A 12,767-nucleotide genomic window follows, 5' to 3' on the forward strand; every position below is an offset into this window, starting at 1 on the left:
AGCAGGCCCGGAATGCGGAAATCCCCCTCTGACCCGCACTTACGCAAGCCAGAGGGAGATCCTGGAACTCGACTACACGTTGAAGCGGAACTCCACCACGTCGCCGTCCTGCATCACGTACTCCTTGCCCTCCATGCGGGCCTTGCCCGCCGCGCGGGCCTCGGCGACCGAGCCCGTGGCGACCAGGTCGTCGAAGGAGATGACCTCGGCCTTGATGAAGCCCTTCTGGAAGTCGGTGTGGATCACACCGGCCGCCTCGGGGGCCGTCGCGCCCTTCTTGATGGTCCAGGCGCGGGACTCCTTCGGGCCCGCCGTGAGGTAGGTCTGGAGGCCCAGGGTGTCGAAGCCGACGCGGGCCAGGGTGGCCAGGCCGGGCTCCTCGGCGCCGACGGACTGGAGGAGCTCCATGGCGTCCTCCTCGTCGAGCTCGGCGAGGTCCGCCTCCAGCTTGGCGTTGAGGAAGATCGCCTCGGCCGGGGCCACCAGGGCGCGCTGCTCCTCCTTGAAGGCCTCGTCGACCAGCTCGTCCTCGTCGACGTTGAAGACGTACAGGAACGGCTTGGTGGTGAGGAGGTGCAGGTCGTGGAGGAGCTCGGCCTTCTCGGAGCCCTGGACGATGCCGTGCGAGAAGAGCGTGTCGCCCTTCTCCAGGATCTCCTGGGCCGCCTCGACCGCCGCCACCTTGGGGGCGACGTCCTTCTTGATCCGGGACTCCTTCTGGAGGCGCGGCAGGACCTTCTCGATCGTCTGGAGGTCGGCGAGGATCAGCTCGGTGTTGATCGTCTCGATGTCGTCCTTCGGCGAGACCTTGCCGTCGACGTGGACGACGTTCTCGTCCTTGAAGGCGCGGATGACCTGGCAGATCGCGTCGGACTCGCGGATGTTCGCCAGGAACTTGTTGCCCAGGCCCTCGCCCTCGCTCGCGCCGCGCACGATGCCCGCGATGTCGACGAAGTCGACGGTCGCCGGGAGGACCCGCTGCGAGTTGAAGATCTCGGCGAGCTTGGTGAGGCGGGCGTCCGGGACACCGACGACGCCGACGTTGGGCTCGATGGTGGCGAACGGGTAGTTGGCCGCCAGCACGTCGTTCTTGGTCAGGGCGTTGAACAGGGTCGACTTGCCGACATTCGGCAGGCCGACGATTCCGATCGTGAGCGACACGTTGGCGACTTCCCTAGAAGTGTGGATGGTGGGCCGACCCCCCAGTTTACGGGCGTGCCGGGGCGGGCGGCGACGGCCGGAGGGGGCGTCGCCCGGGCGAACTCCCGGCCAAGGTCGTATAAACGGCGTGTCCGATGCCGGATTCCCGCCCGCTCGCGACCTACGTTGTCCACGTGGAGCAGCAACGGAACAGTCCCCCTCGGCGCCGGCAGCGACCGCGCCAGCGCCCCCCGGTCGCCCCGCCGCCCCAGGGTGCGCTCGTCGAGGGGCCGCCCCGCCCGGTGGTACGGCGGGGCCCACGGCCCGGTCCCGGTGCCCGGCCGGAGCGGCCGCGCGGCGGGCCGGTGCGCCGCCCCCGGCCCCGGCCGGTGCCGCCCGTCGTCCTCGCGCTGCGGCGGCTGCCCCGGCCACGGCTGACCGGGCTCGGCGCGGGGCTGTTCGCCGCCGGGGCCATGTTCGTCGTCGGCTGCCTGGACTGGCTGCTGTTCGACGGCTCGCCGCTGGTGTACGGGCTCCTCTTCCTGCCCGTCAGCGCGCTCACCGCGCTGTGGGTACGGGAGGCCGACCTGGTCACGGCGCCGATCAGCGTGCCCATCGCCTTCGCCGTCGGCGTCGTACCGATCGCGGGCGGCGTCGGGGGCGTCGGCGGCCGGACCATGGCCGTGGTCACCGCGCTCGCCGTCCACGCCGGGTGGCTGTACGGCGGCACGCTGGTCGCGGGCCTCATCACCTGCGTACGCAAGGTGCGCGAGATGGGCCGGCGCCAGCGCGCCGCGGCCGCCGCGCGCCTGGCGCAGCGCCGCACCACGCCGTAGCGCCGCACCACGCCGTAGCGCCAGGCCGCGGCGGGCGCGGGCGACGCCCGGCCCGGCGGGGGCCTTCCCCGCCGGGCCTCCTGCGTCTCAGCGCTGTGCGGCCGCCATCGCCGCGCCGACGATGCCCGCGTTGTTCTGCAGCTGCGCGGGAACCAGCTCCGCCCGGACGTGCTTGATCAGCGGCAGGAACTTCTCCGCCTTGCGGCTCACGCCGCCGCCCAGGATGAAGAGCTCCGGTGAGAAGAGCATCTCCACGTGCGCCAGGTACTTCTGCACCCGGTGCGCCCACTCCTCCCAGCTCAGGTCCTTGTCGTCCTTCACCTTCGTGGAGGCGCGCTTCTCCGCCTCGTGGCCGTCCAGCTCCAGGTGGCCCAGTTCCGTGTTGGGCACCAGGTGCCCGTCCGTGAAGACGGCGCTGCCGATTCCCGTGCCGAGGGTCAGCACGATCACCGTGCCCTTGCGGCCGCGCCCGGCCCCGAAGGTCATCTCGGCGAGGCCGGCCGCGTCGGCGTCGTTGAGCACCGTCACGGGCGGGGAGCCGTCCAGCAGCTCGCGGATGAGGGCCGCCGCGTCGACGCCGATCCAGCTCTTGTCGACGTTCGCCGCCGTACGGATCGTCGAGCCGGTGACGACGCCGGGGAAGGTGACGCCGACCGGGCCCGACCATCCGAAGTGGGCGACCACCTCGGCGACGCAGCCCGCGACACCGTCGGGTGTCGCGGGCTGCGGGGTCAGTACTTTGTGGCGGGCCTCGGTCAGATCGCCGCGCTCCAGATCCACGGGAGCGCCCTTGATCCCGGACCCGCCGATGTCCACTCCGAAGACGTTCATGGACTCAACGTTACGGGGCGGCACCGACACGTCACGAATCACCGCTTCTCGGCGCGGGCCTCCGCCTGTGCCACCAGCGCCGCCGCCTCGGCGCGCAGGTCGCGCCGCAGTTCCTTCGGCAGCGAGAAGGTGATCGACTCCTCGGCCGCCTTCACGATCTCGACGTCCTCGAAGCCGCGCTGCGCCAGCCACTCCAGTACGCCCTCGACCAGGATGTCGGGGACGGACGCGCCCGAGGTGACGCCGACCGTCGCGACGCCCTCCAGCCAGGCCTCGTCGATCTCGTCGGCGAAGTCCACGAGGTGGGCGTCCTTCGCGCCCGCGCCCAGGGCGACCTCGACGAGGCGGACGGAGTTGGAGGAGTTCTTCGAGCCGACGACGATGACGAGGTCCGCCTCGGCGCCCATCTGCTTCACGGCGAGCTGGCGGTTCTGCGTCGCGTAGCAGATGTCGTCGCTCGGCGGGGAGACGAGCAGCGGGAACTTCTCCTTCAGGGCGTCCACCGTCTCCATCGTCTCGTCGACGGAGAGGGTGGTCTGGGAGAGCCAGACGACCTTCGACGGGTCGCGGACCTCGACCTTCTCGACGTCGCCCGGGCCGTCGACCAGGGTGATGTGGTCGGGCGCCTCGCCGGACGTGCCGATGACCTCCTCGTGGCCCTCGTGGCCGATCAGGAGGATGTCGAAGTCCTCCTGCGCGTACCGGATGGCCTCCTTGTGGACCTTGGTCACCAGCGGGCAGGTCGCGTCGATGGTGGCGAGCCGGCCGGCCGCCGCCTCGTCGTGGACGACGGGTGCCACGCCGTGCGCCGAGAACATCACGATCGAGCCGGGCGGGACCTCCTCCGTCTTCTCGACGAAGACGGCGCCCTTCTTCTCCAGCGTCTGGACCACGTACTTGTTGTGCACGATCTCGTGCCGTACGTAGATCGGCGCTCCGTACTGCTCCAGGGCCTTCTCGACGGCGATCACGGCGCGGTCCACGCCCGCGCAGTAGCCGCGGGGGGCGGCGAGGAGGACGCGGCGGGCGGCAGGCGTAGCAGCAGTCATGCGTCCCATCGTAAGGGCGCGTCGGACAGGCGCATGATCCGCCGCGTACGGAGACTGGGTCGCATGGTCGGCACCAGTACGCAGGAGGCGGAGCCGCGGCACGGCGGGGGCGGGCTGCGGCGGACGCTCGGGTTCCGGGATCTCGTCGTCTACGGGCTGCTCTTCATCGCGCCCATGGCCCCGGTCGGCGTCTTCGGCACCCTGGACGCCAAGTCGGGCGGGGCGGTCGCGCTGGTCTACGTCGTGGCGACGGCCGCGATGGCGTTCACCGCGTACAGCTACGCCCAGATGGTGCGGGTCGCCCCGCAGGCGGGATCGGTCTTCACGTACGCGCGCAAGGGCCTGGGGGAAGGGCCGGGGTTCGTCGCCGGGTGGATGGCGGCGCTCGACTACGTGCTGATCCCGGCGGTCGCGTACCTCTTCGCGGGCATCGCGATGGAGGCGCTGGTGCCGTCCGTGAACCGGTGGGTGTGGACGGCGCTCGCCGTGGTGATCACGACGCTGCTCAACCTGTGGGGCGTACGGGCGGCCGCGCGCGTGGGCTTCGCGGTGCTGGCGCTGGAGATCGCGGTGCTGGGTGTCTTCGTGGTGGCGGCGGTGGTGGTGCTCGTACGGGACGGGGCGCGGCGCGGCTGGCTGTCGCCGCTGACGGGCGATGCGGGGTTCTCCATGGCGGCGGTGCTGGGGGCGGTGTCCGTGGCGGTGCTGTCGTACCTGGGTTTCGACGCGATCGCGTCGTTCGCGGAGGAGGCGACCGAGGGCTCGCGGAAGGTGGCCCGCGCGGTGCTGTTCTGCCTGGCCCTGGCGGGCGTGCTGTTCGTGGCGCAGACGTACCTGGTGGCGCTGCTGGAGCCGGTGCCGTCGGCGCGGCTGGCGGCGGAGCCCGGGCGGCAGGGGTCGGCGTTCTACGACGCCGTGCAGGCGTCGGTGGGCGGCTGGCTGCACGACCTGGTGGCGACGAGCAAGGCGATCGGCGCGGCCTTCGCGGCGCTCGCGGGGCAGGCGGCGGCGGGCCGGCTGCTGTTCGCGATGGCGCGCGACCGGCGCCTGCCGCGGGTGCTGGCGCGTACGGACGGCGGGGTGCCGCGGGTGGCGCTGGCGGTGGCGGCCGTGGTCACGATGGTGGCGGCGGTGTGGGCGGCGCGGCGGGACGACGGGATGGACCACCTGGTCTCGGTGGTAAACATGGGGGCGCTGACGGCGTTCGTCCTGCTGCACGCGAGCGTGGTGGGCTGGTACGCGGTACGCAGGGGCGGTACGGGGCGGCCGCCGCACTGGCTGAAACACGTCGTCCTGCCGGTGGTCGGTGCCGCGATCCTGGTGGCGGTGATCGCGGAGGCGGCGACGTCGGCGCTGGTGGTGGGGTCGTTGTGGCTGGCGATGGGGCTGGTGGTGCTGGCGGTGCAGAGGGGACGGCGGGACAGGACGGCGTAGGGGGCGGCCCCGGGACCGGGGGCCGGGACCGGGCCTCGGGACCGGAGTCGCCCCCGGCCCCGGGGTCCACCCGTTCAGCTTGCGGGCGCGTACGGCAGGAGCCCCGCGTCGATCCGCTCCCACCGGGCCCGCAGGTCGGCCAGGAGCGCGGGCTCGGCGGTCGCCCTGTCGGCCTGTTCCCGCTGGTCCGACGGAAGGTGGAAGAGCCGGTCCCGGCCGTCCTTGCCGCGGTGGTACTTCCACTCGCCCCGCCGCAGCGCCCGTTCACCCCGTACGCGCCAGAACAGCGACCGTTCCGGGAGTTCCCGCCCGTGCAGGAGGTGGCCGGCGAGGCTCGTCCCGTCCAGGGGGTACGCGGGATGGGGCCGCGCACCCGCGACGTCCAGCAGGGTGGCCGTCCAGTCCGGTGAGAAGACCGGCTCGTCGGTGACCTGGTGCGGATCGATGCGGGCCGGCCAGCGCACGATGGTGGGGACGCGGATGCCGCCCTCCTGGAGGGAGCCCTTGGTGCCGGACAGCGGCCAGGTGTAGGAGAAGCGCTCCCCGCCGTTGTCGCTGGCGAAGACGACGAGGGTGTCCCGCTCCTGTCCGGAGCGCCGGAGCGCGTCGAGGACCGTGCCTATGGAGCGGTCGAGGTCCTCCACCATCTGCGCGTACTTCTCGACCGAGCCGCCGTCCGCGTGCCACAGGGCCCGGGTGTCCCCGGACTTGATGCGCCGCACGAGGTCCGCGCTCGCCTCGGTGTCGCCGTCGGCGATCCAGGGCCAGTGGGGGGTGGTGTAGTTCAGGTTGAGCAGCCAGGGCCGGTCGTGGTCCGGCCGCAGGACGTACTCGGCGGCCCGCTCCGTCAGGATGCGGGTGTAGTAGCGCAGGTCCTTGTACTGCGCGTCCCCTTCGTAGAGGTCGTACTCGCCGCCGAGGCCCAGCTTGGAGTAGTACTCCAGGGCACCGCCGAAGTTCCCGAAGAACTCCTCCCAGCCGGAGCGGACGGGGCTGTAGTCGGGCAGGTAGCCGCAGTACCACTTGCCGATGAGGGCGGTGCGGTACCCGGCGGCGCGCAGCAGGGACGCCAGCGTCGGGTGGGTCGGCTCCAGGCCCTGGGACCTGTCCGCGATGGGCTCGGCGAGGCCGCCCTTCGTACGCCCCGGGTAGCGGCCCGTGTAGAGGCTGAAGCGGGTCGGCGAGCAGGTGGACGATCCGGCGTACGCGTGGGTGAAGCGCAGCCCCTGGGCGGCCAGCCGGTCAAGGTGCGGGGTCCTGATGTGCCGGGCGCCGTACGAGGACAGGTCGGCCCAGCCGAGGTCGTCGCCCAGGATGAAGAGGATGTTGGGGCGCGGGGAGCGCCTCCCGGCAGCGGCGCGGAAGGGCCGCTCGCGCGTGTGCTCCGCTCCCGCGGCCTCACCCGCGGTCGGGCCGGCGACGGTGACGGCCGCTGCGGCGGCTGCGGCGGCTGCGGCGGCGCCGAGGGCGCGGCGGGACAGGCTCGGGCGGTCGGGCGAAAGGGAGGGCGAGGGCGAGGGCGTGGGTGAGGGCGAGGGCGTGGGTGAGGACGTCATGGGGTCTCCAGACACGGCGGTGCGTCCGCAGCGCATGGCAGGGCGCTGCGGCGCACGGCGAGGGACAGCCCCGGGAAGGGCTGGAAAAGGGTGAGAGGGAGGATTCAGCGCGCCGTCAGCAGGGCGACCGCCTCATGCCGGCGGCAGGCGAAGGGTGGGACGGCGGTGCGTCAGGCGCGCACGAGGGCGCGGCGACAGATGGCGCTCGCGACACGGACCAGGTCGACGTGGCGGCGCTCCACGAGCGTGACCGCGCGGTCACGGGAAGCCTGCATGGGGCAAGAGCTTCACGGAAGACGGTGTACCTGTCAACGCCGGATCGGATCGCGGACGGCCCGGCGGGGCCGCGGCGGTGTCGGTGCGGGCGCGTACGCTCGCTCGCATGGGTCTGAATACGTCTGCCGAAGCTCCGCTGCCCGTCGGTGAGGTGTCGCGGCTCATCGGAGGGTGGATCGACCGGCTCGGCGCCGTGTGGGTCGAGGGACAGATCACGCAGTTGTCGCGCCGGCCGGGCGCGGGGGTCGTGTTCATGACCCTGCGCGACCCGTCGTACGACATCTCCGTGAGCGTGACCTGCTACCGGCAGGTGTTCGACGCGGTCGCGGACGTCGTCGCCGAGGGCGCGCGGGTCGTCGTGCACGCGAAGCCGGAGTGGTACGCGCCGCGGGGGCAGCTGTCGCTGCGGGCCGCGGAGATAAGGCCCGTCGGGATCGGGGAGCTGCTCGCGCGGCTGGAGATGCTGAAGCGGTCCCTGGGGGCGGAGGGGCTGTTCGCGGCGGAGCGGAAGAAGCCGCTGCCGTTCCTGCCGCAGCTGATCGGGCTGGTGTGCGGCCGGGCCTCGGCGGCCGAGCGCGACGTGCTCGAGGTCGCGCGGCGGCGCTGGCCGGCGGTCCGCTTCGAGGTGCGGAACGTCGCCGTGCAGGGCGTGCACGCGGTGCCGCAGGTCGTCCAGGCGGTCCGGGAGCTGGACGCGCTGCCGGACGTCGACGTGATCGTCGTCGCGCGCGGCGGCGGCAGCGTGGAGGACCTGCTGCCGTTCTCCGACGAGCAGCTCGTACGGGCGGTCGCCGCGTGCCGTACGCCGGTGGTGTCGGCGATCGGGCACGAGCCGGACTCGCCGCTGCTGGACCTGGTCGCGGACCTGCGGGCGTCCACGCCGACGGACGCCGCCAAGAAGGTCGTGCCGGACGTCGGCGAGGAGCTGGAGCGCGTGCGCTCGCTGCGGGAGCGGGCCCTGCGGACGGTGCGCGGCCTGCTCGACCGCGAGGAGCGGGGCCTGGCGCACGCGCTGCACCGGCCGGTGATGGAGCACCCCCAGCGGATGGTGGACGAGCGGGAGGCGGAGGTCGACGCCCTGGTGGCGCGCAGCCGCCGGGTGCTCGGGCACCTGCTGGACCGGGCCGACTCCGAGCTGTCGCACACCCGCGCCCGTGTGGTGGCGCTTTCGCCGGCGGCGACCCTGGAGCGGGGGTACGCCGTGCTCCAGCGCGCGGACAGCGCGGTGGTGCGCTCGCCGGAGGAGGTCGCGCCGGAGGAGGAACTGCGGGCGCGCGTGGCGGAGGGCGAGTTCGCCGTGCGCGTGACCGCCGACGGTGTCGTACCCCGCCCTTAGGGTGGTGCGCATGGCAGCCAACACGACGGACACGGACACCGGCACGGGCCCCGGCGCGGACTCGGGAGCCGGCGCGGGCGCGGGCGCGACCGAGGCGGCGATCGGTTACGAGCAGGCGCGCGACGAGCTGATCGAGGTCGTACGCCGCCTGGAGGCGGGCGGCACGACGCTCGAGGAGTCGCTGGCGCTGTGGGAGCGGGGCGAGGAGCTGGCGAAGGTGTGCCGCCACTGGCTGGAGGGCGCCCGCGCCCGCCTGGACGCGGCGCTGGCGGAGCAGCGGCCGGAGCGCGACGACCACTGAGACGGTGGCGGCGCGACGGCTACGGAAACGGGCGACGGGATCCGGAGAGCCGGGTGACATGGATCACTCGGACCCCGATTTAGTTGAAAGTTAATACATCTCGGGGGTACGGTCGTGACATCGCCTGATACCCGCATCACGAAAGGCACCAGCATGTCCCTCGTTCTCGACGCCGCCGCCCAGGACCTCCTCTTCCGCGAGGCCCGGACGGCCAACACCTTCACCGACGAGCCGGTGACCGAGGAGCAGGTGCAGGCGATCTACGACCTGGTGAAGTACGGCCCCACCGCCTTCAACCAGACCCCGCTGCGCGTCGTCCTGGTCCGTTCCGCCGAGGCCCGCGAGCGCCTGGTGAAGCACATGGCCGAGGGCAACCAGGCCAAGACCGCCTCCGCCCCGCTGGTCGCGATCCTCGCCGCCGACAACGAGTTCCACGAGGAGCTCCCGCAGCTGCTGCCGCACTTCCCGCAGGCCAAGGACATGTTCTTCGCGGAGCGCCCGGTCCGCGAGCAGTCCGCCGCCCTGAACGCCGCCCTGCAGGCCGCGTACTTCATCGTCGGCGTCCGTGCCGCGGGGCTCGCCGCCGGCCCGATGACGGGCTTCGACTTCGCCGGCGTCCAGAAGGAGTTCCTGGACGGCGACCACACCCCGCTGATGGTGGTCAACATCGGCAAGCCGGGCGAGGACGCCTGGTTCCCGCGCAGCCCGCGCCTCGCCTACGACGAGGTCGTCAAGACCGTCTGAGCCGTACCGCCCCGTGGGCCCCGAGCGCCGTGCGCTCGGGGCCCACGGGCGTTCACGCCTTCTTCGGGGTCTTCGACGAGGTGAGCGCCGCCGCCATCTCGGCCAGCCGCTCGTACGACGCCGTGCCCGTCACCACCGTCGTGACGCCCTTCTCACGCCGCACCAGCGCGTCGTACTTCGGCCCTTCCCAGCGCTGCCACACCTCCGCGCCGACCTGCTGCGTACGGCCCGTGTCCCGCGCCTCGTGGCTCACCTCGGCGATGAACTTCTCCGGCCTGGCCGTCGACTGCTCCACCGCCACGTACTGCCGGTCCGGCGCGTCCGGCGACAGGAAGCCGAGGTGCCAGGCGTTGCCCTCCGCGCGCTCGTACGAGACCGAGGTCGGCGTCCACCCCTTGGCGAGGCCCTCGGGGGCCAGCACGGGGTACGGGGCGGCGCGCTGGGCCGTCACCAGCTCGACGCGGTAGTCCACCGGCTTGACGGGGTCCGCGTTCTCGTCGTGCGGAATGAAGAAATAGATCACGCCGGAGGCAGCCAGGATGACCGCCATCGACTGGAACATCCCGCGCACTGTCCGGTTGCCTCGCATACCTGCCACGCCCCCTATGGTCGCATCAGCGTGGCCTGCTCATACGTGGGCCCCTCTGCTCAATATGTCGACCTACCGATAGAGTCGCAGCACCCTCTTCACCACTTGCGGCCGTCGCCGTACAGAAAGGTGCGTACCGATGACCGACAATCATCTGCCGTCCGAGCTCGAGGTCTCCCCCGAGGCTCCCGACCGCAACCTCGCCCTCGAACTGGTCCGGGTCACCGAGGCCGCCGCGATGGCCGCCGGCCGCTGGGTCGGCCGCGGGGACAAGAACGGCGCCGACGGCGCGGCGGTGCGGGCCATGCGGACCCTCGTCTCCACCGTGTCGATGAACGGCGTCGTCGTCATCGGCGAGGGCGAGAAGGACGAAGCCCCGATGCTGTTCAACGGCGAGCGCATCGGCGACGGGACCGGCGCCGAGTGCGACATCGCCGTGGACCCGATCGACGGCACCACGCTCACGGCGAAGGGCATGCCCAACGCCATCGCCGTCCTGGCGGCCGCCGACCGCGGCACCATGTTCGACCCGTCCGCGGTCTTCTACATGGACAAGCTCGTCACCGGCCCGGAGGCCGCCGACTACGTCGACATCAACGCCCCGGTGTCCGTCAACATCCGCCGCGTCGCCAAGGCCAAGCACTCCTCCCCCGAGGACGTCACGGTCGTCATCCTGGACCGCCCCCGCCACGAGGGCATCATCAAGGAGATCCGCGAGACGGGCGCGCGCATCAAGTTCATCTCGGACGGCGACGTGGCCGGCTCCATCATGGCCGTACGCGAGGGCACCGGCGTCGACATGCTGATGGGCATCGGCGGCACCCCCGAGGGCATCATCAGCGCCTGCGCGATCAAGTGCCTGGGCGGTGTGATCCAGGGCAAGCTGTGGCCGAAGGACGCCGAGGAGCGGCAGCGCGCGCTCGACGCCGGCCACGACCTGGACCGCGTGCTGTCCACCAACGACCTGGTCAGCGGCGACAACGTCTTCTTCGTCGCCACCGGCATCACCGACGGCGAGCTGCTGCGCGGCGTGCGCTACCGCGCCGAGACGGCGACGACGTCGTCGCTCGTCATGCGCTCCAAGTCGGGCACGATCCGGCAGATCGACTCGACGCACCGGCTGTCCAAGCTGCGCGCGTACAGCCAGATCGACTTCGACCGGGCCAAGTAGAGCCCGAAGGCACGAAGAGGGGCGCCCCCATGTGCGGTGGGAGCGCCCCTTCCCGTACGGGCCGGGCGGTGGCCGTCAGGACGGTGGTCGTCAGCCCGCGGCGGCGATCTGCCGGCCCGTCGAGGCCGCCGCCTTCTTGAGTTCGACCTCGCGGCGCCTGCGCCGGGCCAGGACCACGCGGCGCTCGGCCGCGGTCAGGCCGCCCCACACGCCGTACGGCTCGGGCTGGAGCAGCGCGTGCTCCCGGCATTCGACCATCACGGGGCAGCGCGCGCAGACCCGCTTGGCGGCCTCCTCGCGGGCCAGCCGGGCGGCCGTGGGCTCTTTGGACGGGGCGAAGAACAAGCCTGCTTCGTCCCGGCGGCACACCGCCTCGGTGTGCCACGGCCCGGCCTGGTCCTCTCGCGCGGGAAGGCGCGGGGCAGGGACGGTGGCGACCTGGAGGGGCTGATGCGGCAGTTGCAGCACGGTCTACTCCTGACGACGGCTTCGCGAGCGAGAGACGATGCAGCAAGGCTTACCCGTTGTGCGCGCGCCTATGCCGTGCGTGGCGTTCCGGTCCGGCAGGTGGGATTCCGGTCGGCCGAAAGCCGCCGCGGGGCAGGTCGGCCCTGGGCGGGACGGGCCGTCCCGGCGTCAGTGGCCGAGGTGCTTGCGCATCCGGTCGTGCAGGTCGGCGATCCGCTTGCCGCGCTTGGGGCGGACCTCGGCGCTGCCGAAGACCGCCGCGCCGTTGACGACCACGACCGGCGCCTCGGGGTCGGTGGCCTCCAGGGCGGTCACCTCGAAGGTGCCGAAGACGCCCGTGCCGCCGCCGCGCAGGGTGATGTTCTCGGGGACGCGGACCTCGACGCTGCCGAAGACGGCGACGGCGTTGAGGATGGTGAGCCGCTGGGTGAAGATCGCCTCGCTGAGGTCGATCTCGACGCTACCGAACAGCGAGAAGGCGTGCGTCCGGCGGCCCACGCGCCAGCGGCCCTTGCGGGTCGTGCTGGAGAAGACCGCGACCACCTTGTCGGCGGGCCCGGCGTCGTCGTCGGGGCCGTGGGCGTACGTGTACGACGGCGGGGTCGCCGGTCGGCCCGGCGGACGGGCGGCGTGCGCGGCGGGCAGGTCGCGTACGAGCGGTTCCAGCTCGCCCATGGTCTTGGCCCGGTAGACGGCGTCGATGCGTTCGGCGTGCTCCTCCGGGTCGATCCGGCCCTCGGCCAGGGCCTCCCGGAGGATGTCCGCGATCCGGTCCCGGTCGGCGTCCGAGGCCCGCAGGGCGGGCGGCTCGGCGGGCGCGGCTGCGGGCGCGGGCGCGGCCGGCTTCTGGGGCTGCTTCTCGAAGTCCACGGGACCAGCCTGCCAGACGCGATACATCGCGACCAGTCCCCGCGCACCGTGGTGCCGGCCCGGAGCGCCGTGGTGCCGAGGCGCCGAACCGGCGCAATCGACTCCGGCAACTGAGCCTTACCTCACAGGTTCGGGCGGCTCGGGGCGTTCTACGCTTGTGGGCGCG

Annotated in this window: 14 protein-coding genes; 6 read left to right on the forward strand and 8 right to left on the reverse strand. The window is 72.6% G+C overall.

Annotation, left to right across the window (positions count from 1 at the left end):
• Positions 1-72: 72 nt before the first annotated feature.
• Positions 73-1,161 carry a redox-regulated ATPase YchF gene (gene ychF / locus AC07FJ_RS12335; RefSeq protein ID WP_468284355.1) on the reverse strand — a complete coding sequence of 363 codons (1,089 nt, stop codon included), beginning with the start codon at positions 1,159-1,161 and terminating at the stop codon, positions 73-75.
• Positions 1,162-1,505: 344 nt separating this feature from the next.
• On the opposite strand from ychF, the gene AC07FJ_RS12340 reads away from it, so the two are divergent.
• Positions 1,506-1,976: a DUF6542 domain-containing protein gene (locus tag AC07FJ_RS12340; RefSeq protein WP_479048024.1), complete on the forward strand. Its 471-nt coding sequence runs from the start codon at positions 1,506-1,508 to the stop codon at positions 1,974-1,976.
• A gap of 87 nt (positions 1,977-2,063) precedes the next feature.
• Here AC07FJ_RS12340 and ppgK read toward each other — a convergent pair whose 3' ends face one another.
• Together ppgK and AC07FJ_RS12350 are read right to left on the reverse strand one after the other, a co-directional pair.
• Positions 2,064-2,807: a polyphosphate--glucose phosphotransferase gene (gene ppgK, locus AC07FJ_RS12345; RefSeq protein WP_479048027.1), complete on the reverse strand. Its 744-nt coding sequence runs from the start codon at positions 2,805-2,807 to the stop codon at positions 2,064-2,066.
• 38 nt (positions 2,808-2,845) lie between these two features.
• Entirely contained in the window at positions 2,846-3,865 is a 1,020-nt protein-coding gene (locus tag AC07FJ_RS12350) for a 4-hydroxy-3-methylbut-2-enyl diphosphate reductase (RefSeq protein WP_479048029.1), read from the reverse strand.
• A 54-nt stretch (positions 3,866-3,919) separates the two neighbouring features.
• Between AC07FJ_RS12350 and AC07FJ_RS12355 the strand changes: the two genes are divergently transcribed.
• The gene (locus tag AC07FJ_RS12355; protein WP_479048031.1) at positions 3,920-5,290 is read left to right on the forward strand and encodes an APC family permease; all 1,371 of its coding nucleotides are present in this window, start codon (positions 3,920-3,922) and stop codon (positions 5,288-5,290) included.
• Positions 5,291-5,364: 74 nt separating this feature from the next.
• Here the strand turns inward: AC07FJ_RS12355 and AC07FJ_RS12360 are convergent, their stop codons facing one another.
• Together AC07FJ_RS12360 and AC07FJ_RS12365 are read right to left on the reverse strand one after the other, a co-directional pair.
• Positions 5,365-6,846 (reverse strand): sulfatase family protein, encoded by a 1,482-nt coding sequence (locus AC07FJ_RS12360; RefSeq protein WP_479048033.1) that lies wholly within the window; start codon positions 6,844-6,846, stop codon positions 5,365-5,367.
• Positions 6,847-7,016: 170 nt separating this feature from the next.
• Complete coding sequence (locus AC07FJ_RS12365) at positions 7,017-7,121, reverse strand: putative leader peptide (protein ID WP_355367749.1); 105 nt, start codon at positions 7,119-7,121, stop codon at positions 7,017-7,019.
• Between the two features lie 107 nt (positions 7,122-7,228).
• Between AC07FJ_RS12365 and xseA the strand changes: the two genes are divergently transcribed.
• The 3 genes from xseA to AC07FJ_RS12380 all read left to right on the forward strand — a co-directional run bounded on the left by xseA (position 7,229) and on the right by AC07FJ_RS12380 (position 9,503).
• Positions 7,229-8,458, forward strand: a complete 1,230-nt coding sequence (gene xseA, locus AC07FJ_RS12370; RefSeq protein ID WP_479048036.1) for an exodeoxyribonuclease VII large subunit — start codon at positions 7,229-7,231, stop codon at positions 8,456-8,458.
• Between the two features lie 10 nt (positions 8,459-8,468).
• Positions 8,469-8,759: an exodeoxyribonuclease VII small subunit gene (locus tag AC07FJ_RS12375; RefSeq protein ID WP_479048038.1), complete on the forward strand. Its 291-nt coding sequence runs from the start codon at positions 8,469-8,471 to the stop codon at positions 8,757-8,759.
• Positions 8,760-8,912: 153 nt separating this feature from the next.
• Positions 8,913-9,503, forward strand: coding sequence for a malonic semialdehyde reductase (locus tag AC07FJ_RS12380; protein WP_361427658.1), 591 nt, complete (start codon positions 8,913-8,915; stop codon positions 9,501-9,503).
• 52 nt (positions 9,504-9,555) lie between these two features.
• On the opposite strand, the gene AC07FJ_RS12385 is transcribed toward AC07FJ_RS12380, so the two are convergent.
• Positions 9,556-10,101: a DUF4245 domain-containing protein gene (locus tag AC07FJ_RS12385; RefSeq protein WP_479048041.1), complete on the reverse strand. Its 546-nt coding sequence runs from the start codon at positions 10,099-10,101 to the stop codon at positions 9,556-9,558.
• Positions 10,102-10,231: 130 nt separating this feature from the next.
• Between AC07FJ_RS12385 and glpX the strand changes: the two genes are divergently transcribed.
• Positions 10,232-11,263, forward strand: a complete 1,032-nt coding sequence (gene glpX, locus AC07FJ_RS12390) for a class II fructose-bisphosphatase (RefSeq protein WP_361427661.1) — start codon at positions 10,232-10,234, stop codon at positions 11,261-11,263.
• A 90-nt stretch (positions 11,264-11,353) separates the two neighbouring features.
• Here glpX and AC07FJ_RS12395 read toward each other — a convergent pair whose 3' ends face one another.
• Positions 11,354-11,731 carry a WhiB family transcriptional regulator gene (locus AC07FJ_RS12395; RefSeq protein WP_479048044.1) on the reverse strand — a complete coding sequence of 126 codons (378 nt, stop codon included), beginning with the start codon at positions 11,729-11,731 and terminating at the stop codon, positions 11,354-11,356.
• Positions 11,732-11,899: 168 nt separating this feature from the next.
• Positions 11,900-12,601, reverse strand: coding sequence for a DUF1707 SHOCT-like domain-containing protein (locus AC07FJ_RS12400; RefSeq protein ID WP_479048045.1), 702 nt, complete (start codon positions 12,599-12,601; stop codon positions 11,900-11,902).
• Between the last annotated feature and the right edge of the window lie 166 nt (positions 12,602-12,767).

This window comes from Streptomyces sp. NPDC045998, from assembly GCF_056430285.1.